This window comes from Sphingobacterium sp. E70, from assembly GCF_019285695.1.
Classification (GTDB): Bacteria; Bacteroidota; Bacteroidia; order Sphingobacteriales; family Sphingobacteriaceae; genus Sphingobacterium; species Sphingobacterium detergens.
The window spans coordinates 3101567-3122734 of sequence record NZ_CP079104.1 but is presented as its reverse complement, the minus strand read 5'-3'; the positions used below and the strand labels follow the sequence as shown (position 1 = coordinate 3122734).

The 21168-nt window shown below is 41.9% G+C and carries 29 protein-coding genes and 2 pseudogenes; 10 read left to right on the top strand and 21 right to left on the bottom strand.

Translation table 11 applies throughout. The annotated features are described in order from the left end of the window. Positions 1 to 714 precede the first annotated feature (714 nt). The 3 genes from KUH03_RS22160 to KUH03_RS46395 all read left to right on the top strand — a co-directional run bounded on the left by KUH03_RS22160 (position 715) and on the right by KUH03_RS46395 (position 3123). Positions 715 to 1155, top strand: a complete 441-nt coding sequence (locus KUH03_RS22160; protein WP_257096625.1) for a hypothetical protein — start codon at positions 715 to 717, stop codon at positions 1153 to 1155. A 366-nt stretch (positions 1156 to 1521) separates the two neighbouring features. Then, entirely contained in the window at positions 1522 to 2154 is a 633-nt protein-coding gene (locus KUH03_RS22155; protein WP_257096623.1) for a hypothetical protein, read from the top strand. Between the two features lie 519 nt (positions 2155 to 2673). Beyond that, positions 2674 to 3123 (top strand): YcxB family protein, encoded by a 450-nt coding sequence (locus KUH03_RS46395; protein ID WP_306429786.1) that lies wholly within the window; start codon positions 2674 to 2676, stop codon positions 3121 to 3123. Between the two features lie 30 nt (positions 3124 to 3153). Here the strand turns inward: KUH03_RS46395 and KUH03_RS22145 are convergent, their stop codons facing one another. From KUH03_RS22145 to KUH03_RS22130, 4 genes are all read right to left on the bottom strand, one after another. Beyond that, on the bottom strand, positions 3154 to 3792 hold the full coding sequence (locus KUH03_RS22145; RefSeq protein ID WP_257096621.1) for an NAD-dependent epimerase/dehydratase family protein: 639 nt from the start codon (positions 3790 to 3792) through the stop codon (positions 3154 to 3156). A gap of 76 nt (positions 3793 to 3868) precedes the next feature. Beyond that, positions 3869 to 4570, bottom strand: coding sequence for a cation:proton antiporter (locus tag KUH03_RS22140; protein ID WP_257096619.1), 702 nt, complete (start codon positions 4568 to 4570; stop codon positions 3869 to 3871). A 136-nt stretch (positions 4571 to 4706) separates the two neighbouring features. Beyond that, positions 4707 to 5156, bottom strand: coding sequence for a cation:proton antiporter (locus KUH03_RS22135; RefSeq protein WP_257097222.1), 450 nt, complete (start codon positions 5154 to 5156; stop codon positions 4707 to 4709). Next, a complete protein-coding gene (locus KUH03_RS22130) occupies positions 5045 to 5446 on the bottom strand; it encodes a cation:proton antiporter (protein ID WP_257096617.1) in 402 nt (133 codons plus the stop codon). Before KUH03_RS22130 ends, KUH03_RS22135 begins: the two co-directional genes overlap by 112 nt. Before the next feature lie 266 nt (positions 5447 to 5712). Here KUH03_RS22130 and KUH03_RS22125 point away from each other — a divergent pair, with 266 nt between their 5' ends. The 3 genes from KUH03_RS22125 (at position 5713) to KUH03_RS22115 (ending at position 7259) form a co-directional block, all read left to right on the top strand. Beyond that, positions 5713 to 5967, top strand: a complete 255-nt coding sequence (locus KUH03_RS22125) for a hypothetical protein (RefSeq protein WP_257096615.1) — start codon at positions 5713 to 5715, stop codon at positions 5965 to 5967. Between the two features lie 31 nt (positions 5968 to 5998). Next, positions 5999 to 6712, top strand: a complete 714-nt coding sequence (locus KUH03_RS22120) for a PLP-dependent aminotransferase family protein (RefSeq protein WP_257096613.1) — start codon at positions 5999 to 6001, stop codon at positions 6710 to 6712. 115 nt (positions 6713 to 6827) lie between these two features. Next, positions 6828 to 7259 (top strand): hypothetical protein, encoded by a 432-nt coding sequence (locus tag KUH03_RS22115; RefSeq protein ID WP_257096611.1) that lies wholly within the window; start codon positions 6828 to 6830, stop codon positions 7257 to 7259. 110 nt (positions 7260 to 7369) lie between these two features. On the opposite strand, the gene KUH03_RS22110 is transcribed toward KUH03_RS22115, so the two are convergent. Beyond that, entirely contained in the window at positions 7370 to 8194 is an 825-nt protein-coding gene (locus tag KUH03_RS22110) for a hypothetical protein (RefSeq protein WP_257096609.1), read from the bottom strand. A 293-nt stretch (positions 8195 to 8487) separates the two neighbouring features. Between KUH03_RS22110 and KUH03_RS22105 the strand changes: the two genes are divergently transcribed. Next, positions 8488 to 8619, top strand: a complete 132-nt coding sequence (locus KUH03_RS22105; RefSeq protein ID WP_257096607.1) for a hypothetical protein — start codon at positions 8488 to 8490, stop codon at positions 8617 to 8619. 251 nt (positions 8620 to 8870) lie between these two features. On the opposite strand, the pseudogene KUH03_RS22100 reads toward KUH03_RS22105, so the two are convergent. The 12 genes and pseudogenes from KUH03_RS22100 to KUH03_RS22045 all read right to left on the bottom strand — a co-directional run. Further along, positions 8871 to 10085: pseudogene (locus KUH03_RS22100) on the bottom strand (PepSY-associated TM helix domain-containing protein); the annotation flags it as partial. A gap of 11 nt (positions 10086 to 10096) precedes the next feature. Continuing rightward, positions 10097 to 10279, bottom strand: coding sequence for a hypothetical protein (locus tag KUH03_RS22095; RefSeq protein ID WP_257096604.1), 183 nt, complete (start codon positions 10277 to 10279; stop codon positions 10097 to 10099). A gap of 244 nt (positions 10280 to 10523) precedes the next feature. After that, complete coding sequence (locus KUH03_RS22090) at positions 10524 to 10802, bottom strand: hypothetical protein (RefSeq protein ID WP_257096602.1); 279 nt, start codon at positions 10800 to 10802, stop codon at positions 10524 to 10526. A gap of 370 nt (positions 10803 to 11172) precedes the next feature. After that, positions 11173 to 11322: a hypothetical protein gene (locus KUH03_RS46390; protein ID WP_306429689.1), complete on the bottom strand. Its 150-nt coding sequence runs from the start codon at positions 11320 to 11322 to the stop codon at positions 11173 to 11175. Continuing rightward, on the bottom strand, positions 11322 to 12251 hold the full coding sequence (locus KUH03_RS22080) for a TonB-dependent siderophore receptor (RefSeq protein WP_257097219.1): 930 nt from the start codon (positions 12249 to 12251) through the stop codon (positions 11322 to 11324). Before KUH03_RS22080 ends, KUH03_RS46390 begins: the two co-directional genes overlap by 1 nt. 249 nt (positions 12252 to 12500) lie before the next feature. Continuing rightward, entirely contained in the window at positions 12501 to 12641 is a 141-nt protein-coding gene (locus tag KUH03_RS22075; protein WP_257096598.1) for a hypothetical protein, read from the bottom strand. Between the two features lie 297 nt (positions 12642 to 12938). Next, a complete protein-coding gene (locus KUH03_RS22070) occupies positions 12939 to 13445 on the bottom strand; it encodes a TonB-dependent receptor (protein ID WP_257097217.1) in 507 nt (168 codons plus the stop codon). Beyond that, positions 13421 to 13576 (bottom strand): hypothetical protein, encoded by a 156-nt coding sequence (locus KUH03_RS22065; RefSeq protein ID WP_257096596.1) that lies wholly within the window; start codon positions 13574 to 13576, stop codon positions 13421 to 13423. Before KUH03_RS22065 ends, KUH03_RS22070 begins: the two co-directional genes overlap by 25 nt. Before the next feature lie 96 nt (positions 13577 to 13672). Continuing rightward, complete coding sequence (locus KUH03_RS22060; protein ID WP_257096594.1) at positions 13673 to 13945, bottom strand: DUF4198 domain-containing protein; 273 nt, start codon at positions 13943 to 13945, stop codon at positions 13673 to 13675. Then, positions 13894 to 14382 (bottom strand): hypothetical protein, encoded by a 489-nt coding sequence (locus KUH03_RS22055; RefSeq protein ID WP_257096592.1) that lies wholly within the window; start codon positions 14380 to 14382, stop codon positions 13894 to 13896. The genes KUH03_RS22060 and KUH03_RS22055 overlap by 52 nt, the downstream gene beginning before the upstream one ends. 581 nt (positions 14383 to 14963) lie before the next feature. Beyond that, on the bottom strand, positions 14964 to 15770 hold the full coding sequence (locus KUH03_RS22050; protein ID WP_257096589.1) for an MBL fold metallo-hydrolase: 807 nt from the start codon (positions 15768 to 15770) through the stop codon (positions 14964 to 14966). Positions 15771 to 15843: 73 nt separating this feature from the next. Beyond that, positions 15844 to 17268: pseudogene (locus KUH03_RS22045) on the bottom strand (L-serine ammonia-lyase). A gap of 227 nt (positions 17269 to 17495) precedes the next feature. Here KUH03_RS22045 and KUH03_RS46385 point away from each other — a divergent pair. Continuing rightward, positions 17496 to 18128 carry a glycoside hydrolase family 10 protein gene (locus tag KUH03_RS46385; protein WP_306429785.1) on the top strand — a complete coding sequence of 211 codons (633 nt, stop codon included), beginning with the start codon at positions 17496 to 17498 and terminating at the stop codon, positions 18126 to 18128. After that, entirely contained in the window at positions 18029 to 19027 is a 999-nt protein-coding gene (locus KUH03_RS22040) for a glycoside hydrolase family 10 protein (protein ID WP_306429688.1), read from the top strand. Before KUH03_RS46385 ends, KUH03_RS22040 begins: the two co-directional genes overlap by 100 nt. A gap of 118 nt (positions 19028 to 19145) precedes the next feature. Here KUH03_RS22040 and KUH03_RS22035 read toward each other — a convergent pair whose 3' ends face one another. Genes KUH03_RS22035 through KUH03_RS22020 form a run of 4 tightly spaced genes read right to left on the bottom strand, consistent with a single transcriptional unit; the run spans position 19146 to position 20927 of the window. Further along, on the bottom strand, positions 19146 to 19781 hold the full coding sequence (locus KUH03_RS22035) for a glycoside hydrolase family 3 C-terminal domain-containing protein (RefSeq protein WP_306429687.1): 636 nt from the start codon (positions 19779 to 19781) through the stop codon (positions 19146 to 19148). Positions 19782 to 19828: 47 nt separating this feature from the next. Further along, positions 19829 to 20257: a glycoside hydrolase family 3 N-terminal domain-containing protein gene (locus KUH03_RS22030; RefSeq protein ID WP_257096586.1), complete on the bottom strand. Its 429-nt coding sequence runs from the start codon at positions 20255 to 20257 to the stop codon at positions 19829 to 19831. Beyond that, a complete protein-coding gene (locus tag KUH03_RS22025) occupies positions 20185 to 20454 on the bottom strand; it encodes a glycoside hydrolase family 3 N-terminal domain-containing protein (protein ID WP_257096584.1) in 270 nt (89 codons plus the stop codon). The genes KUH03_RS22030 and KUH03_RS22025 overlap by 73 nt, the downstream gene beginning before the upstream one ends. Further along, complete coding sequence (locus KUH03_RS22020) at positions 20451 to 20927, bottom strand: hypothetical protein (protein WP_257096582.1); 477 nt, start codon at positions 20925 to 20927, stop codon at positions 20451 to 20453. Before KUH03_RS22020 ends, KUH03_RS22025 begins: the two co-directional genes overlap by 4 nt. Before the next feature lie 12 nt (positions 20928 to 20939). Here KUH03_RS22020 and KUH03_RS22015 point away from each other — a divergent pair, with 12 nt between their 5' ends. Beyond that, entirely contained in the window at positions 20940 to 21080 is a 141-nt protein-coding gene (locus KUH03_RS22015; protein ID WP_257096580.1) for a hypothetical protein, read from the top strand. Positions 21081 to 21168: the final 88 nt, after the last annotated feature.

The following is a 21168-nucleotide window of genomic DNA, read 5'->3' as shown; positions in this document are numbered from 1 at the left end:
GATAAAAGAAACTGTAGTAAAATTTCTTGCATTTTATCAACATGTGTTTATGCAAAGAGATCCGCTGTAAGGATTTTAACTCGACGCATACTTATCTAGAACTCGGTAAAGCTATCGATCTTGCTTGGCTGATATTTAACAAATCCGGATTAAGAAGAAAGAATATAAAAGATATTCTTCCAAACCATAGCGACGAGATTGATTGCTCCTGTAATTATCTCGAAGGGGTATATCCTCCTGATTTTTTGACGAAAATGTTTAGTTATCAAAGTCACAAAGACTGGCATACTGCTATAGACGAACTCCTCTTTTCCTACTTAGACCCAAGTTTTAGTTGCACTTTTTTAAGTTATTCAGAAGATCTCATACCCCTTCAAGAGATACTCTCCGATCTCCCAATTGCTTTGAGAACCATACATTTAAATGAAGGAAAAATAGATAAATAACCACAACACCAAACCAATCAATTATGGACACCGAACTTACTCCAATCATCGAAGCTATTCTTCGCGCTATTGCCGTCGATGAAATCTACCAATGGACTTACACCAATGATGGTAAGAAATATCAAATACTGCATATTAACCGCTTATCAAATACAGCAATTCGATGCATAGATCCCCTTGCCGCGATTAATAAGATTATCAAGAATCACCCAGACTTATACGTCAAAATACACTTCACCCATGAGATACAAAAAAACTCGACCAAGGATTGGGACGTACCTCTCTTATTTATCAATCAGAAAATCGCATTTACCAAAATCCAGCGCAGGAAATTCCACTTGTATTACCCCAATATACTCCAGCTGAGGTTATCGAAAGAACCAGATCATATATCGACCAAGAGAAAAGTAAAATCAGATCGTTTATAGATGGACACTTTTTCTATCTGGATAGTAACAACCATGCACACGCAGCCTTTATGCTCCATCAGGCCATCGAACTCTCTCTAAGAACCGCAGAAAAACTTCTCTTAAACGATGAAAGGAAATCACATTCACTTAGAGGTACCATAGCCCATCTCAAAACTTTTGACGCTAAATTGGCCAAATTGATAGACAGCGAAGAGGAAAAAAAGCACTTGAAAAGATTGATGAGGCCTATGTTGGTTATCGTTACAATCAAGATTATACGATCGACAAAAGTCTATTAGAAACAGCTTACCAAATCGCAATAAATGCGTTAAACTGGATCTACGATTATTCCAACCTTTTATTCGAAGAAATCAGAGAAAACTTAGCACCAAAGAACCGCAGCACGGGAGACTGAAAAATCCAAAAATAACACTGTTATTTACAACACAAATCAATGTAACAGCAACTACCGCGATCTAATCTTAAATGTTCTGGAGTTACACTGCACCCCTTCCTTAGCCGCCTGCTTCGGTTATCATTCCGATCAACATAAGCACAATAGTCCGCTCCAAAACAATAAAGAAAACCAGATAACGTATGCTTACTACCTCTTTATCGCGTATGATAGCCTAAATACTGACCTCGCTAACCTACAACAAAAGACCATGGATCTGCTGCCGAAAAATGTGTCGCTGACCTTCGTCACTGAAGAGACAACGCACTTTATCAAAAAACTTTCCAAAGGCCATCCTTTCTTTCTATCGCTAATGAAAGTCGGTGATATCTGGTTTCAAAATGCAGTAATTGAAAATACCAACCCTGACAGCATCGTTGCACCTCAACTTGACCTGGATTATGCACGTCAGCAATGGCGCAATCGCTATAATAATGCCCGCTGCATATACAATGCTTTTGAAGACAATTGGCTTTTTTGCATCGAAGGTGGATATCATGCCTTATCACAAGTTTTAGAACAAATCTGTCTCGGTGTTATCAGTACTGTTCTACAATACAAACCTCAAACTGTTGGGCTCCACTTTTTAATGAATCTCTGCCGATTAATTGTTCCCGAAGCACATGCGACCTTTTGCCTGAACAATAGCGACCATGTTAAACTGTTTAAAGAAATTATCAAAGCCCAACAGGAATTTAGATATAATGCCAATTATAAAGGAGATCCATTCGCTATTATTAGATTACAGCAACTTACAAAGCTGTTTATCGAAAGATGTAACAAAGAGATGGAAGATTACTTTGGGAAAATAGCAAGTGCTATTCAGGTCGAGAAAATAGAATAAATACCTGTGTACGTCAGGCTACATTTAATCAATATCGGAATCCAAATCCTACCACTCCATTCACTAAAAGTAATGCTTTTTAGTGAATGAACTCACCAAAAAGCATTACTTTTGGTGAATAGCATAATTCTTACTGCGTTTAGTCAAGCTCTGGAAGCTTGCTCGTGACTAATCCCAACCTTATATTATCGGCTCTCTACTGGTATGAAATATAGAAACAACATAAATTATTTTCATACCTTCAAAGGAGGTCGATCCGCCATTATAAGATTACGGAACTTACAAAGTTATTTATCGAAAAATACAACGAAGAGATAGAAGATTACTTTGGAAAAATAGTAAGTTGTTAAAAAGACATGTCAAATTATTTGCAGATAATCGGAAATATTCCGATTATCTCACCAATTTAATACATTTACCTTATGAAAGAACTTCAACTAACCCTTTCCGAGCAAGATCAACTGGATGCATTACTGTTCAGCATGTCCAAATCACCCCAAATAATTAAAGCTTGCAAAAATCACGATTCATGTTTATGCTACTTATGCTGATACTTGCCATCCCGTTTTCTATTATGAACGTCAACTGGCCATTCTGATTATCGTAGTCAGCGTAATCGCCTTTCTGTTCTTTCCAAAATATCTCGGGATATACTACAAGCGCTATTTCACTAAATATGTCAAAAGCCCTGAATTCCAAAATCGGATCGGCATTCTACACACAATCAGCTTTGAAGATAATTATCTCCAGATCAAAAGCACACAAATGGAGTCCAAATATCAATATGATCAGTTTGAATATATCACCGAAACGGCTTTCGCATTTTTTATCAAACTAAAAATGGCCGATCAACTGTTTTTTCCAAAACAGCAGATCGAAGATACCGCCGAATTTAAAGCTTTCCTGACAGCGCTCAGCCAACGCCTTCATATCGCCTATCAGGAGGAACTGGACTGGAAGTGGAAATAACAGTCGAAAGACCTTATGTCCATCCATACACTAAGCCAATGCCCTGATATCCTTGATTTCCAATATATTTTTTACATCGTCCCGCTCCACAGCATGAATCATCGCCCGCCCTACCTCATGTAGCGACAACACCGCCGAAGGGGCAAAGAATTTTATAATCTTGGCAACAAATGAAAATGGATTGGCATGTTTCTGTCCTGCAACGGTGGTCATTCCGCCCGGCCGGAAATTGTATTCCTTCTTAAACGGCAATTTCGCCAGATCATTCTCCGTCTTGCCCTTCACTCTTGCCCACATCACCTTCCCTTGCTCGGTACTATCCGTACTCCCACCCGACACGTAGATAAAGCTGATTTCGGGATTGATCTTCAACAGCGATTTTGCAAATGCCAATGTCGTATCATAGGTGATATAGCGGTATTTGTCCTCCTTCATGCCAACCGAACTGACACCTGCGCAATAAAAACAGGCATCATAGCCCCGAATCTCCGTCTCAACTTCGGAAAGATCCGTGAAATCCTTAACCAAAAGTTCTTTTAACTTTGGATGCTGTATATCAGCAGTACGACGTGAAATGCTCAATACCGCCTCTACTTTATTATTTTGAAGACATTCCAATAAAACACCTTCTCCGACCATTCCTGTGGCCCCTGTTATTATAACTTTCATCGCAATTCAACTTATGTACCAAGCCCAAAGGGCTACAATTATTATTATTTATTCAGATCAATAGGATAGCACGGCATTATATCATGCGCAAGCGCTCTTCCTCCAGATCAATCTGATAGAGCTGTGAACGGATGAGATCTTCATCAATCTCCGACCCGCTGTTCAATTTTTCCAGATATTCACGCTGCACATCCAGCAATTCAATGAAAATCACTTTCGTGCGCTCATTCATCCACGAATCATCTGCAGCATTGACTTTTTCCTCCCAATGTCGCAAAATCCTCTCCATTGCCTCCCGATTATGCTCTTCTTTCTCATATTTATCTTTGAGAAACTGATAGACATGCTGTTTTAAGCCTTGCTTCATCTGCTGTTTGGCAACTTCTTCAGGCGCATCTGCAAGCACGGCATCAAAGAGCTTCGTTCGCTTGATCAGATAGGGTAAAGTGAGTCCCTGAACCAAAAGGGTTGAGAGAATGACGACAAAGGTGATAAATAGAATCAGATGCCGCTGCGGAATCACAGTACCATTCATGACCAAAGGAATGGAAAGCGCCGCTGCCAGGGAAACCACTCCCCGCATCCCCGTCCAACCCAGTAATAGCGGCATAAAGAAACGTTGCTTTGAAGACCGCGCCCTAGGTGCCACACTTGGACGAAAGATAAGCGTCGCAATCATCGCGGCATAGGCACTGATCACACGGGCAAGGATAAGGACTGCCGTCACCAAGAGACCGTAACCGATCGCCTCCCGTAGCGAAGTACCATTTGCACGCAAGCCGGCAACAATCTCGGGGAGATCAAGACCGATAATAAAAATACAATCCCATTCAGGATAAACACAAAACTCTCCCAGACACTCAGCCCCCGCACCCGACTGGTACTGTTCAGAAATTTAAGCCGCTGGTTGGACATCAACAGACTTCCCGCAACCACAGCCAGCACCCCGAACTGTGAAACTGCTCGGCAATCCAGTACATAAAATAGGGTTCGATCAAGGTCAGTGCAATATCCGAAGGTGCATCCGTCGGTAGGCGTTTATGTGCCTGAATAAAAAACCAACCCAACAGAACACCGATACCTACTCCACCGACCAACATCCAGATAAACGATACCGCTGCCTCCTGCCATACAAACTGCCCCATACCCACGGCTATCAGTGCAAAACGGACAATAATTAAAGAGGAAGCATCATTCAGCAAACTCTCCCCTTCCAGGATTGCAGAAGTAGATTTTGGAACTTTCACAAACTTCATGATGGCCCCGGTACTGACGGCATCTGGCGGGGAAACAATACCCCCAACAGAAATCCCATTGCGAGCGTGAAACCCGGAATATAATGATTGGCAACCACCGCAACAGATAACGCTGTGAAGAAAACGACCAAAAAGGCAAAACTTCCAATTATACGCCACCATTTCTTCATCTCCTTATACGAAATCGACCAGGCAGCCTCACATAGCAAGGGTGGAAGGAAAATCAGAAAAATAACATCCGGATCGATCGTAACAACGGGCAATGTTGGAATAAAGCTGACAATCAAGCCCGCCAAAACCAATAAAATGGGATAGGCTACCCGAAGTTTCGTAGCCAGCATTTCGAGCAATACGATTGCCGTAATCATGGCAATAAATAACGGGAACAAGTTATGCATAGGCTGTCATAATTTATTGGTCTTGAGACATATCATTAACTATTGTAAATATCTTAAATGGAAATTAAAAACCATCAACTCCCGATCATATTTTTTACTTTTCATCTGTACCCTAGTTTTACCCCAATTCTGTACCTCAAATTCGGGCTGTACCCTTCTTAAATTAGCAAAAGATTTATTGCCATGTCGACTTCAACACATCAATCGTATTCCATCAGACAGGTTGATCTCTCTGATCTCTCCCTACTAAAAAGGTTCAGTCCGAAGTGAGCAACAAAAACTTGCTACACATGCCTTTTCTTTTGCTTGCGCAAAACGAAGAAATAGCAGCTGTTTCTTCTGCTACGGTCTCCGAAAACAACAGCCTTACTGTTGAAATTTCTTATCGAACTGAAGTTTCCGAAAACTTATCAACGGTATTTAAGCGCAAAGCGCTGGCTTATTACGAACAACAACTTTTAAATATGTTTGGCAGCGAAGAAGCACTAAAAGGGGAATCCGTCATTTCCATGATTGGGTAAATCCAACCGGAAACAGTAAATTAGTATAAGTATGGAGCAACAATTGTATAAAAAAATTGCAAACATCGTTGAGAACCAGATCAAAAATGGCTCTTTGACCTACGGTGATCGTCTACCTTCAGTCCGTAGTGCGCAAAAATTGTATAATGTGAGCTTAAATACGGCAAAGAGCGCCTACATGGAGCTCGAGAGCAGATCCCTGATTGAGTCTCGCCCCAAATCTGGCTTTTTTGTCAGCCTGGCCGGCCAGCGCCGGATGTCCATCCCTTCCATCTCAACATTTAAGATTGATGAAAAGAAGCAAGATCCCGCGGCATTGATTGATAAAGTTTTTCACTCGTTGGAGGATAAGGAAATTACGCGATTCTCTTTGGGACTGCCCAGCCCTTCTTTGCTCCCCATTCAGAAGCTCAATAAATGTATCCTGGAGACAGTACACGAACTGCACGATTACGGCGATCAGTACGGACAGGTGCAGGGTAGTCCGACTTTACGTAAAGAGATTGCCAAATGGTCGCTCGTACTCGAAGGAAAAATAAGCGACGAAGATCTGATTATCACCTCGGGTGCCATGAATGCCATTTATAGCTGTCTCCGCGCGGTTACAAAACCCGGTGATACCATTGCCGTGGAAAGTCCGCTCTATTTTGGTTTTATTCAGGCGTTTCAGGTATTGGGATTGAAGACCATTGAGATACCGACACATCCCATTACAGGTATTGAACTGGATGCCCTGAAAAAGTAATCCATAAAATCGATGTATGCTGCTTTGTCTCCAATTTCAGCAACCCTTTGGGTGCACTTATGCCCGATGAACATAAAAAGAACTTGTCAAGCTCCTCGCTTTCCATCATATCCCTTTGATCGAAGACGACCTCTATGGAAATATTTATTTCGGAAGTTCAAGACCCAAGCCCTGTAAATACTTTGATGAGGAAGGTTTGGTCATGTGGTGCGGATCTGTCACCAAAGTATTGGCGCCAAGTTTTCGGATCGGTTGGGTCGAACCAGGACAGTACAAAGACAAGATCCTTAAACAAAGGCTGATCCAGACCATCTCGCAGCCGGCTATTTATCAGGAAGCAGTGGCCAAGTTCCTTCAAATCGGAAGGTATGACCATCATCTCAACACCTTTAGAAAGAAGTTGTACAGCAATTATATCAATTTTAGAAACAGTATTGAGGCCCATTTTCCCGAGAACACCAAAATGTCACAGCCCGAAGGTGGTTTTGTGCTCTGGTTGGAAATGGATCCAAAATTGATTCTACGGTACTATACGATTATGCGCTAAAACAAAAATTGAGCTTTGCTCCAGGCCGAATGTTTACTCAACATGATCAATTCAAAAATTGTATCCGACTGAACTATGCCGTCGATTGGAACGAAAAGACAGCAAACGACCTAATGCGATTGGGCCGCTTTTTTAAAGCCGTCATCTAATCGGTTAATCCCAGTCAACCTCATCATCGTGACTTGGTAAGATAGGCGGTGGCAGTTTATCTGATTTTTCTTCGGGAATATCGTATGCTTACCGCCACGGATCAGGAGCGCATCGAAAATTTCACCAGTCATCAAGGTCCCACCGTTGGACATAAATTCTTCACGCCCATTAGGGGTCGTCAACCAACACCTAACTGTCGCTAGGCATAAAATAACAGCATCTTTGCAGTCCTCCATTGCAAAAGTAATTCCACGATTCACTTTGTGATCTTCTTTTCTTAGCTCCAAGGTTTTACTGCTATGGTAAAATATAGTATTGCGATCATCTAGTTTAATCACCACACAATATATTTTTATGTCTATTTTAACTAGTCTTTCATGAATTAATTCAAATTTACGGAGGCCTGCCAAATGGAGCTGGACCTGAACTTGCTGCTGGGCTTCATCAAAATGTACCATTGGATGATTCATAAAGAAATTGCTCCAGCTGACCCGTTTGGAGTACCGGAAACCTTTCAAAGGGAGTACTGATCCATACCCGAGCCGTAAGCTCCCGAGATCGTGCTCCCGATCATTACGTACGGCCTCATATAGTACATTTTGTAACCGTAAATAGGTACTACGCTCACAGGCGACTCGTAAAATCGATTTTAAAATCTGATACAATCGGCTCGCCAAATTACAGTTGTACGTAAAATCAAGTCCTGTTAACTTGCTATTTTCACTCAGCTCATAGGCGTCCCCTCGTTTGCGTTCTTTTTTACTCTTGCCGGAAGATTTCCTCATCCCATTAAGTTAAATTGGTATACTTTAAAAATACAATAATCGTATGAATTAAACAATACCCCTTTAACAACACATACGACCAAGATAGCTAAGATCCATAAAGTCCCTTCAACTCCCTTAAAGTCCCCTCAAGTCCGTTCAAGTGCCAACAACATTCGAGTACGCTCCGTACATGCTTCGCCCCAACCTTGGGATTGCCTTGGTAATGGTTCGACATTTGGTCGATTCAGCTTCGGTCAATCATCGACAACAGGGCAAACAACAGCCAAAGAACAGTCAAACCAAACCCGACGTTGTCCCAACGCAGTCCCGAAGCAGTAGCAACGCACACCCGAAGGATCTCCGAACAACTATCGAACAAGGGGCAACAGATCAGCGGAAACGCGCTACCCGTCCAGTACCGTACCTCCGCCCAAATTGTATAAGACCAAAAGTACTTTATAGGCGCTTTAGCTGTATCTTATATATGCAAGGGGCTGCCTTATTCAAGCAACCCCTTTGCATATTTTTTATAATACGTAATGTATAGGTACCCAACGAGATGCAATATATGACTTGGAATTATATGTTTGCCCTAAGAATTTCTACATTAAGGAGCGAAATCTTAGGGTAAAAAGCATCAAAAGGAGCTTTGAGAAAGCCTCCAAATAATAAAGGCGTCTTAAAAGGACGCCTTCTAATTACTGAATTTTTGAAAGAATTTTTTTGTCTTATAGAAGGCCAATAATCCGATGATACCAATCATCAACCAAAGAAAATCGACAACAAATAAATCACGTTGACCGTCAACAAATGTTTTCCAAAGCCAATTATGTGTCACCAGGCCATTGGCTATCGGGACGACAAATGCAAGGATGCTTCCAACCAATAGCGTTTCGCGATTTGTCCTTCTTATACTGCGACGAATGATATAGTAAAGTGACAGCAGCAACCATGCGTAAAAATAGACCCGATAAATAAAGTCCTGATCAACTTTAGGACTGACTTTGATCGCAACAAATGTAATCGCTGTAACCGGGAGCATCGTCAAACATATCGCCGTAAAAACATTAGCAGCCCAAAAGTTGAATTTGCGTTTTCTTGGAATGACATTGTTTTTATCCCGCGCAACCAACCAGATCAGAATTCCTGAAATAATAACCAGACAGCCCATTACTCCCAAGATAAAATAGACCATTTTGAGCGGATATCCACCATAGTCGCCATAATGCAAACGGTAGATAATACTGCGGACATAGTCCCCATAGCTCGCCCCTGTTAAGGGTGATTTCTCTTCTACAATTTTATTATCGGCCACCTTCATGGTCAATATTCCAGATCCGGCAAAGCTGCTGTTAAAATGCGGTTCAAGCTCCATGATAACATGCATATTTGAGTCCGCATAGTTTTTTACGACAATACGATGAAACTCGCTTTCCGGCCACTTTGTCTTTGCCATGTCCAAGAAAGGAGCGATTTTCACATCCTTATTCAAGGATTTATAGCTATACGCATAGTCCTCCTTAGCGGATACACCAATATCCTGATACATTTTCTGCTGATCGCCATCGTACAGCAATTTGCTGAAAGGCAATGCCAAAACTGAATTAACAATCAGAAATGTACCTGTAACGGCAAAAATAAACTGAAAAGGGAACCCAATCACCCCTAGGGCGGTGTGCATATCTGTCCAGACAGTCTTCCATTTGCTGAATGGCCTAAACACGAAAAAGTTCGACACTAATTTGTCCCAATGCAATAATAGCCCTGTGATCAGTGCAAATAAAAAGATAAAGGCTGTAATTCCGGCAACGAGGTATCCGAACGGCGCTATTCCTATGCTAATGGGTACTTGATTGAGTTGGGCCAGAAAATGTAAGCGGAATAAAAACTCGCCCATATCATAGTTCTGCGCATAGTCTCCTACTTTTTGATTGACAAAATTATAGGTGAAATTTTTCGAATCATCATCTCCACCTCTCCTTCTCCGGCTTTTCTTTTTTCCGCTTTCTGTTCAGGCGTAATCTTGGATAGGTTTTCCTTATTGAGTATCGTGTCGTTTGACGCGGTGTACCCCACATAAGCAGAAGTCCCCTCCCGGTGCATATAGAAGTTGATATCACGCCCATGGAGGTTGGCTTCACCCTTTAGAGAATCCAGAAGCTTGTCGAAGCTCTGATGGTTTTCCTTGTATGTTTTGTACGACGCATTATTTTGCCAGGCTGCAATCTCATTTCTAAAAAGGCAAAGGAACCTGCAAAAATATCACGTACAGGAGCGCACAGATGATAATGCCACTGATGGTATGGGTATTAAAATAGATATTGTAATTTCTGTTGTTCATGATTGATTACATCTTTAACAAATATGGCAACGAAAAAACCACCGCCAAGAGTAAATAAATTCCCCATATTTTCCATCCGCTTTTGGAAAGAAAAGCCAGGAGCATCAGAACCGCCCAAAGTAGATAACCTGTAAATCCGGCAGTCATCACAACATCTTTTTTCTCAAAAAGGTTAGTCAACAATACATGAAAAGAGAGCATAACAACATAACCGCCGATAAATCCGGCCGTAATCTTCAGGAATCGTTGCAAGGGCGAACTCAGGTATTTTTTATTTGCTGGCATAAGAAATCAATTAGGATATCAAAAATTCAACACAGAGACTGACGGCATACAATCCGAGAACTTGGTACCCTGTTAAATAACGGTAAGGGTTCAATAAAACGACAAGACTCATCATGCACATGACATAGGCAAAAAAGCAAAGAATCCAGCACCAAAACCCTGTACATAAAGGATTACCGCAAATGGTAAAAGTAGCAGACCAATACTCAAGATACGCACAGACTGAGTCTGCGCGCAAAGCTTTTCAACCACTCGGGTCTATGCTGGAACTTCACTTTTTACTGCTGTTGTAAAAGAGGTAAGCGCCAATAAGTATAATTATTAAAAGTGTGCTATACATCGTATAAATGATTTATATAGAATCGCTTAATTAAAACTTGTAGGTTACACCTAGACGGAAGTTGCGTCTTGCCTCAACGATATAAGTATAGTACATAACACTGTTCTCAATTTTAGCATTTTTCGCAGTTGTTGATCCGGCAGTCATCAGCTTACGGTTGTCTAGTAAGTTATTGACCATCAAAGAAATATTATATCGGTTTCGTTGGTAGCTAATACCACCATCTGTACGTAAGTAATTCTTAAAATTAGATTCCTTTGTTGTACCAATAGCACGATCAAACATCCCTGAACACTTCCAATAAAACCAACACCTTTTAATGGACCTTGTTGCAAACGATAGGTTACCCAAGCATTCGCGGTATGCTTTGCCGTATTAGGGGTTATATTTCCTATGTTTTCCACTTTAGTATCTTTTGAGATTTTAGAGTCCGTCAATGCATAATTCGCATTGACATTTAATCCCTTAACAATTTCACCCGTGATATCAAACTCAATTCCTTTGGTCGTTGTCTCACCCAACTGCATCATGAAATAACCGTTGCCATTGGGAAGTGGATGGTCAAAGTCTGTAGCCGTTGCATTCTTGCGTTTGATCTGATAAGCACTCAATGTAGAAATCCATTTTCCGCCAGCCCATTCCTTCTTCACACCGGCTTCCATGCTATTGCCGCGTATTGGCTTGAAAGCATTGCCTTCCCAGTCAGCTCCCGGTACAGGTACAAAGGACTGGTCAAACAGGGCATAAACACTTGTTGAAGGCGTGACCAAATAGTTTAATCCTACCCGTGGGCTCCACACCTTGTCCTTTACCGGATCTGCACCTGTTTTTGAAACTACACTGGATGTGGTAAAACGCAGTCCCAAAGATAATTTAAGACGATCCTCGAGGAATGCCATCTCGTCATGAACATAGAAGGAAGTATATGAGGAGCTTGTAATATACATTTGGCTCTTTGCCCGTTCCTTAATGCTCAAGGTACGGTCAACCTTTGGAAAGACGGACTCAGGAATACCATAAACAGGATTATAAACATTGAGTGGAACTGAAGGGATCGAATCCAATATGGGACTAAAATCGCCCCAGAATTTTTTATTACCATAATCCACACCTGCCAAGATCCGATGTCTAATACTACCTGTTCGCTCCTCACCATTAAGGAGAGCTGTCCAAATTTATTTTCACCATGCTCATCTGCTGTACTATAGTATCGCGGCATATTTCCTTCCGCTGTCATATAGTTCAACCAGGTACTGGTTGCTTTCATGTCGAAATTAAAATAAGCGGCTTGCGCATGGAATTTCCACTTTTGGCTAAGTTTTCGATCAAAATAAAGATAGGCGCTATGATCTCTCAGTTTACCGGGTTCCATCCCCGATCACCATAGAAAAGTCGTTGGCAATACCTGGGTCAGCAAAACCCTTTGGTGAAAAGGTATAATTTCCATTACTTAAGTAAGAAGATCCCTGAAAGGTATATTCTGCCGTAATAGCGGTCAATGAGTCGATATTATACGTCAATACCGGAGCGATGACAAGACGATCACTATTATTGTATTTGGTAAAGAACTTTTTTTCTGACCTGCAACGTTCAGGCGGTAAATTAATTTATTGCTTTTGGTAATCTTTCCATCCAAATCGACAGCGCCGCGGTATAGATCAAAACTTCCGGTATTGAGTGTCACGGATCCTTTGGTATGACCTGTCGGTTTTTGGTGACGACATTGTAGAAACCTCCCGGCTCACCACTAGCAAGCATAAAACCCGCTGGACCTTTGACAAACTCGATACGTTCGATCATGGATACATCCTCCGCGGTAGGCCCCATGAAGCCTCGATATTCATACCATTACGGAAAGCAGGGATCTTGGATCCGCGCATGCGGATATTGGCGTATTGATTGTCCCAGTGTCCCTGACGTGTTGCACCGCTGATATTACGTGTGATGCCATCAACAATGTCGAAAACCTGTTGATCGGCCATCAGATCTGAAGAAACTACCTGGATATTTTGTGGCAGCTCCAAAATTGGTGTCTTTAAACGTAGTGATCCGGATATGCTGTCGAATTTATAGTTCTGATAATATTTTCCATAAACGGCAACCTCATCGATAGACTCAGACTGGTTGCTGAGCTTAATCTGCCCCAGACGACTATCTTCTCCATTAAGGACTGCTGTCATCGTATGTTTGCTGTAACCAAATGCTTTGATCTCGATCGTATACGTATTCGGAGCAAGTTTATAAAAAGTGAAGTGTCCATCACTATCGGTACTGGTCGTTACACCTGTATTCGATAGTTTAATTGTGCACCCGAAATAGGTTCGGATTTTTCATTGACAAGGATACCGTCAATCTTCAATTTGCTCTGCGCCTGCGCCACAGAAAAAATTGAGCTGATCATCGGAATAGCTAGAAAGGATAAAGTTTTATTCATGCGTATTTCACTGGTAGATATGTAATAAAGAATGGATTCATTTTGAATGTGAGATTTAAAATGAATCCATCTACGTTGTAGGTATCAATTTTTATTTTACTGCAAAAAGGTTGTACTTCCCTGCCAAGACGATGCATAGGGTTTTCCCTCATGCTCACCTGCTTTTTCGACAAATGTACTTGCTTCGAGTACATAAGCTCCAGCCCAAAGGGCATCGAAGGTAACAACACCATTGGCATCAGCTACAAATTCTTTTCCCCAGCCTGTGGACGAGAAAACAGATACTTTCGCATTTGGAACTACTTTTCCTTCGCTGGTTATCTTAGCCTGTAAGCTAGCGCCTTTTTTTGCATTTGCTGAATTGAGCAACTCAACCTGTAATGGATTTTTAATGCACTGTAGTCCAATTTGCTTGATTTGCCAATGACAACGGGCATTAGTGAAGAAAACTCATATTTTGTCTGGCCACCCAGATCTTTAGGTGCCTTTACGATCGATAAAAAGTAAGTTCCTTGCTCAGTCGGTTGGAATGAACCGCTGAAATGATCTCCTTTATTGGTCAATTGTACTTTAACAGGGGCTTTTCCCGGAACATACAATAACAAGGTGAAATCCTTCACATCAGAATACCATTTTTCAATCTGATCTCTTTCATTGGTAACATATTCACCATAATAGACTTTTACATCATGCGACTGATTGACTGTACCATGAGGAGCGGATTCTATCCAAAGTGCGTGAGCGGAACTGCTGTTACAGTAAAACAATACTGTAAGGAATGCAAAGAGTGATGTCAAAATTTTCATAATATGTTGATTGATGCGTATAGTTTTTCAACTTATTATGGAGGAGCTCGCAGGTTAAAAAAACAAACCGGTTAACAAATAAAACCGCAAATTTCGTTATCTTGCAAGTTCTTCCATATCCTATATCGGAAGCAACTGGAGCAGCGAGCTGCTTCAGTCAACTAGAGACAGTTGCCGCTGTCTGTAGCTTTTCGCCATGTGATAGATTGCCGTCTATCGCATGGTGTTTTTGTCTTTAATTAGACCAGCAAATTCTTGTTAAATAATTTAGACTGATTAAAAACAAAGCAAATATAAAAGGAATTATTTGGATATCAACTAAATTTTAATTTTTTTCGCTTCTGGAGTTTTCTATGATTTTTTTACGAAATCCAATTGTAAAATAAGAACTTACAAGATCTTGATTAATTAAATCAGCCGGACGGTTTCTTTAGTTGATTCCATGAGGGCGCCCCATAGCGGATCGATATCAGCAAAAAGGTAGAGTGATCGTTGATTTTATCAGGAGTCGTGGTGAGTTTATTCGGACTGGTGATCGACTATATGAGGAGCGGTTGCTTTACTAGAAGCAGCCTTCTTAATTATCCCAAACAGGCCGTCGGTGATGAGACCGTTTGTTTATTTAAGATCTGGGTAATATCAAACAATTCCGTTTCTTGATAACGTGTAGCCACATGAAGTTTGATACGCTCACAATGGGGCTCAAATGTCGCATGAACAAGATCAACCGTATTATTTTCACCAGAAAGGTGTGTTAAGATCAGATGTTTGAGACGATCGGTTTTATATTGATTGAATAATTCAACCGCAACACGATTGGAAAGATGCCCCCATCCGCTGCTGATCCTATTCTTCAAAAAATAGGAATATCTTCCCGTATGCAACATATCCTCATCGTAATTGGATTCCAGCAAGAGAATATCCGAATGTTGGATCACATGTTGCACATTTTCACAGGGCCGCCCAATATCGGTCAGCACACCGATATTATGAACGCCATCGGAGACAAGGAAACTACAGGGTTCTTTTGCATCATGATATTTGGGGATGCCATAAATTTTAAGTCCTCCTATTTCGACCTCCTCATTGGGCGCAATGATATTGACCAGGTGGGATGGTAGATGTAGTCTGGATCCTTCATAACTTCCCTTCGTGATATATACGGGCAGATTGTATTTTTTTGCAAAAACAGACAATCCGCGGATATGATCGGAGTGTTCGTGCGTAATGAAAATTGCTTTAATCTGGGTCGGAATAATCCCGAGATTATACATCCGGAGATGAATATGTTTACTGTTGATACCAGCATCAATTAAGATCGCCGAATCATCTTTGGCGATATAATAACAGTTTCCATTACTTCCGGAGGCGATTGCACAATATTTCATTCGCGTATACTAATTATGAGTATATATATTCTACTGCAGCAAAGATACAAAAACAAGAAGACTCAGTTGAACCTTAACATTCCGGCAAACTCAATGGAATATTGACTGCCAAGCCGCCATCTGCAGTTTCTTTATATTTGGCATTCATATCCAAAGCGGTCTCCCACATGGTTTTGACCACGGTATCCAAGCTTACTTTGGCTTTGTCAGGATTTGACTGTAAAGCCAGCTGCGCTGCTGTAATCGCTTTTATCGCCCCCATAGTATTGCGTTCGATACAAGGGATCTGTACCAGTCCTCCGATCGGATCGCAGGTCAATCCGAGATGGTGTTCCATGGCGATCTCCGCTGCCATCAGCACCTGCCGTTGTGATCCGCCCAGCACTTCTGTCAGCGCACCGGCAGCCATTGCTGAGGATACCCCAATTTCGGCCTGACAGCCACCCATGGCAGCTGAAATAGTCGCATTCTTTTTAAAGATGGATCCGATCTCCGAAGCTGTTAGGATAAACTGCACAATTCTATTTTCCCGCATACCGTCATGGAAAGTAATATAATACTGCAAAACGGCTGGTATAACCCCGAAGCGCCATTGGTAGGAGCGGTAACAACACGTCCAAAAGAAGCATTTTCTTCATTGACAGCAAGCGCAAAGCAGCTTACCCAGTCCAGGATATATTGAAAATTCTGTCCACCTTCACGAATTGCCGTTATCCATGATTCATAATCTTGGTAGCTACGCCCCTGCATCAATTTTTTATTTAATTTCGCAGCCCTGCGTTCCACATTCAAGCCTCCGGGCAGTGTACCACCCGTGTGACAGCCACGATAGATACACTCATAGATCGTCTTATAGATATTCAGGACTCCGGCAACAGTTTCACTTTCCTCCCGCCATGCACACTCATTTTCAAGCACAAGCTCTGATATCTTCAAGCCTGTTTTCATCGTCCAGTGTAGCAGCTCCTGCGGTATCCACCGGAAAAGGAAGATCCACTTCAGATAATACACTCTCGGTATCATTTTCCTGAACGACAAATCCACCACCGATTGAATAATAGGTTTCCGTAATGGCTTTACCACTTGACAGGAAAGCCTGAAAAGTAACGGCATTTGGATGGAAGGGTAAACTCTCCGTGTACAAAAACAGGAGGTCTTCCTGATAGGAGAATGGGATCGTGCGCTCACCTGCAACCTCCAGTTCGCCTACCGCTTTGATATGCGCTACTTTTGGTGTCACCTGATCTACATCGAAGGTAACTGGATCATCGCCACTCAGTCCAAGCAGAACAGCGATATCTGTACCGTGTCCAGCACCGGTCTTGGCTAAAGATCCATAAAGCAAAATCTTGACCTGCTCGACCTCATTCAATACACCTTTTATCTTGAGGACATGGGTAAATTGCTGGGCTGCACGCCAAGGACCTAAGGTATGCGAACTGGATGGTCCGATACCAATCTTAAACATATCAAAAACGGATATTTGTTCTTTGCTCATAATCTTTATTGTTGCGGTTAGCTCGCTTTTCATAGCTTTTGTGAAAACCGCATCTAAATTAGCACAAATAAGTGTACAATGTTACCTGTATTTGCATTATTATCAATTTGAAAACCAAGCTGACATTCTTTTAACAAGTATCCAACAAACATCTTACATTTTTTAGGAAAAAGTAAGAAATGCTTCCCTATCTTTGTTGGCTACAATTTATAGAATGACGGAAAAACATATTTATATTCTTTTTTTGCCTTTTTATCTGTTTATTTTCGATCAGAACATATTCCCAACAAATACCTAAGCGAGAGTTTCGTGGTGTATGGGTTGCAACCATAGGTAATATAGATTGGCCTTCGGTCAGAGCGGGCAATAATGTTGCCCAGCAAAAGCAGGAATTTATAGACCTCCTGGACCAGCACCGTAGTGCGGGTCTAAATGCAATCATCCTACAGGTGCGGCCTGCAGCAGATGCTTTTTATGGCAAAGGTCGTGAGCCCTGGAGCAGATACCTGACAGGAAAGCAAGGGTTAGCCCCGTCGCCATTTTATGATCCTTTAGAATTTGCCATTGAGGAAGCACATAAAAGAGGCATGGAACTTCATGCCTGGTTCAATCCCTATCGGGCCTCAACCACCTTGAATCCCGCACATTTCTCAGAGGACCATATTACCAAACGTCACCCGGAATGGTTCTTTACATACGCAGGAAAAAGCTTTTCAACCCAGGGCTACCCGATGTCCGTAAATATATCATCGATGTCATTATGGATGTTGTCAAGAATTACGATGTGGATGGTATCCATTTTGACGATTATTTTTACCCTTATCCCGATAGCCGGAGTACATCCGTCCCGGATCAGCTGACTTTTGCCCAGTATAATAATGGCATTGAAAATATTGAAGACTGGCGACGCAATAATGTGAACATGCTCGTGCGTGACCTCGGCATTGCGATCAAAAGGATAAAACCTTATGTCAAATATGGAATCAGTCCATGCGGTGTATGGGATAATAAGGAAAACAATAGTATTGGCTCGGAAACACGTGGGCTAAGTGCCTATCGTGAGCTCTATGCAGATGGTGTAAAATGGATGCAGGAAGGCTGGATCGACTATATCAATCCACAGATTTACTTTCCATTTAAAAACCGCGCAGCGGCATATGAGGTTCTGGTATCCTGGTGGCAACGCCATACCTATGGTCGGCATTTTTATGTGGGACATGGAGCTTACCGTGTAACAGAAAATAAAACCGGATGGACCGACAAAAGTCAGATCCCTCGACAGGTACGCCACCTACGCGAAGAACATGATGTAGAAGGAAGTATTTATTTCAGTTCCAAATCGCTCATGGACAATTTGGCCGGATTACAGGACTCCATGCGAAATGACCTGTATCGTAGCCCTGCTTTACCCCCGACAATGCCTTGGCTGGACAGCATTCCACCAAACGCTCCTTTCGGCTTGCTGGTAAAATCATCCGCCAACGGAAAAATGAATACACTTTTTTGGCAGAAACCGGATGTAGCCAGTGACGGTCAATCGGCCTATGGTTATGTCGTCTATCGATTTGTCGTAGGTGAGCACGTCAATATCAAAGATCCAAGCAAAATTATCTTTATCACATACGATGCCGATAAACTCCAATATACAGATGATGACATCAAACAGAATCAACGTTATAAATATGTCGTCACTGCAATAGACCGGCTGAAAAATGAGAGTCGTCCTTCTGACAGTCGGGAGGAAGATGAGGAGAGCTAATCTTCGTCTGCAAGATTGGCATTGATAAAAAAATAAGAAGAGCCCTCCCGGATCGCTGTGCTGATGGCAGCAGCGCGATCCAGGAGGGCTCTTTTATTGGTGTGATTTTATAGCGACCTTATTTGCCCTGTCCGTACTTGAATTTTTTATTGATGGTAACAGGCAACTTTCCTTTAGGAACATTTTGTCCCAATATTGTTTTGGCAGCAGCTAGCTGCATAAAAGCATCATTTTGATAAGCGAGCAAAATTGTCTTCGCTTTCTTGGATGCTTCTACGCCATCTAATGCATATACATTTGTAAATAGGGTCAAGATGGATTTCTTTGCAAACTTCTTCATCAGGTCCTGTACATTTTCATTCAATTGCATTGTAGGGCGTGGGCGTAACCGCGTATCGTGTACAGCGATGATGTATTGCTTGTTTTTCTTGATTTCTTTCACAAGACGTTTCATATCATCTTTGCTCAAGCTGTCTGGCACAAAATATTGTGTTTCGTTGGTCAATCCCGACGCCAGTTCGTTCTGGAATGTTTGATTGGCAGCAACACCGACATTGATAATCGCTGTAGGTAGATCCTTTTTAAAGGATTTTAATTTTTCGGTGCTGTTGAGGGCTGTAATAGCAGCATTGGACAATTCATCAATCAGCTGAACTGCAGACGCTCTATGTAAATCGGCATACAGATTCTGCTGCGGGGTTGCCTGGTATTTGTCTAGGCCCAACCAGAGTTTAGCAGCCAATACTCTTTTCACGCGTGCATCAATATCTGCCTGTGAGATCCGACCCGATTCAATAGCTTTCAGAATAAGGTCAATGGCGCGTTTACTATTTTCGGATACCTCAAGGAGATCGTGTCCGGCAATGATTGCCTGAACATCGGCCTCACCATTCGGGAAGAATTTTTGACGCCTTTCATGTCCATTGCGTCAGTCACTGTTAAGCCCTTAAAGCCAAGTTCATTCCGTAAGAGATCTGTAACAACCTTTTTAGAAATAGAGGATGGCATATTCGGGGTATCATCCAAGACAGGGATATTCATATGCGCAACCATAACCGCTGGCGCACCGGCTTTAATAAGTTCTTTGAAAGGGTACAGTTCCAGCGTATCCAATCTGGTTTTATCAAAAGGAAGCTTAGGCAGGTCATGGTGTGAATCTACATCGGTGTCACCGTGTCCCGGGAAGTGCTTAATGGAAGCCAAGATACCGCCATCCACCATACCGTCCATATAGGCTTTTGCTTTTTGGTGACATTATATTTATTGTCGCCAAAAGAACGAATACCTATGACCGGATTTTTTGGGTTGTTATTGATGTCCACATCTGGTGCAAAATTGAAATGCATACCGATACGATGAAAATCCAGCGCAACCTCACGTCCCATGCGGTAGATCAATTGATTGTCCTGCACAGCACCGAGCGTCATCTGATAAGGGAATGACAACGTAGAATCCGGCATACGCATACCAAGCCCCATTCTCCATCAAAAGTGATCATTAAGGGCACTTTAGATAAAGACTGATAACGATTGAACATGTCCGCATGGCGCACGGGACCGCCCTGAAAAACCACAAGACCACCCAGATGTTCATCCTGAACAACCTGTGCAACGGAATCAATATATTTCTGACCTAGATTAGTATGTGCCCTTACGAGGAACAACTGGGCCACTTTTTCTTTTGGCGTCAAGGTATTAAACACAGCATCTACCCAATCATGCTGGGAATTGATGTATTTTACAAAATCTTTCTTGTCCTGTGCCTTCGCAAATGATAGCGCACTGGCCAACGCCAATAGGCCCAGACTGAATTTTTGAACATAAATTAGTTTGTATAATGTCTTAAATAGAATACTAATAACGTTATTATTTTGGATAATATGAAATTGTTTTTGCAACAATTTTATTAAAACATGCAACAAGACGCATTTCAAGCGCAACAAAGGGAATATAAGGATACAATACCTGAGAAGTACTGCCGAATGTACCTATTGTCTATCGTTGATTTTGCCGGGAACCGATTTCGGGATGAATCTGGTGATGGATTTGATTAGCTAATGAACGTCAGTTATGGCTAAGTCTCTGCAATAAGCTTAAGCAAGCCCAAAATACCCAAGAGTAAAAACAAACGAAGTATCAGCT

Coding starts and splice junctions, on each gene's coding strand:
- KUH03_RS22040 (WP_306429688.1), top strand. CDS start 18,029: ATGGATGTTGTCAAGAATTACGATGTGGATGGTATCCATTTTGACGAT.
- KUH03_RS22110 (WP_257096609.1), bottom strand. CDS start 8,194: ATGAGGAAATCTTCCGGCAAGAGTAAAAAAGAACGCAAACGAGGGGAC.
- KUH03_RS22025 (WP_257096584.1), bottom strand. CDS start 20,454: ATGACGCTCGGTGCTGTGCAGGACAATCAATTGATCTACCGCATGGGA.
- KUH03_RS22065 (WP_257096596.1), bottom strand. CDS start 13,576: ATGAATAAAACTTTATCCTTTCTAGCTATTCCGATGATCAGCTCAATT.
- KUH03_RS22015 (WP_257096580.1), top strand. CDS start 20,940: ATGCAACAAGACGCATTTCAAGCGCAACAAAGGGAATATAAGGATACA.
- KUH03_RS22090 (WP_257096602.1), bottom strand. CDS start 10,802: ATGCCAGCAAATAAAAAATACCTGAGTTCGCCCTTGCAACGATTCCTG.
- KUH03_RS22050 (WP_257096589.1), bottom strand. CDS start 15,770: ATGAAATATTGTGCAATCGCCTCCGGAAGTAATGGAAACTGTTATTAT.
- KUH03_RS22030 (WP_257096586.1), bottom strand. CDS start 20,257: ATGGACGGTATGGTGGATGGCGGTATCTTGGCTTCCATTAAGCACTTC.
- KUH03_RS22145 (WP_257096621.1), bottom strand. CDS start 3,792: ATGAAAGTTATAATAACAGGGGCCACAGGAATGGTCGGAGAAGGTGTT.
- KUH03_RS22130 (WP_257096617.1), bottom strand. CDS start 5,446: ATGCATAACTTGTTCCCGTTATTTATTGCCATGATTACGGCAATCGTA.
- KUH03_RS22120 (WP_257096613.1), top strand. CDS start 5,999: ATGGAGCAACAATTGTATAAAAAAATTGCAAACATCGTTGAGAACCAG.
- KUH03_RS22155 (WP_257096623.1), top strand. CDS start 1,522: ATGGATCTGCTGCCGAAAAATGTGTCGCTGACCTTCGTCACTGAAGAG.
- KUH03_RS46390 (WP_306429689.1), bottom strand. CDS start 11,322: ATGGTCAATAACTTACTAGACAACCGTAAGCTGATGACTGCCGGATCA.
- KUH03_RS22095 (WP_257096604.1), bottom strand. CDS start 10,279: ATGCACCGGGAGGGGACTTCTGCTTATGTGGGGTACACCGCGTCAAAC.
- KUH03_RS22055 (WP_257096592.1), bottom strand. CDS start 14,382: ATGAAAATTTTGACATCACTCTTTGCATTCCTTACAGTATTGTTTTAC.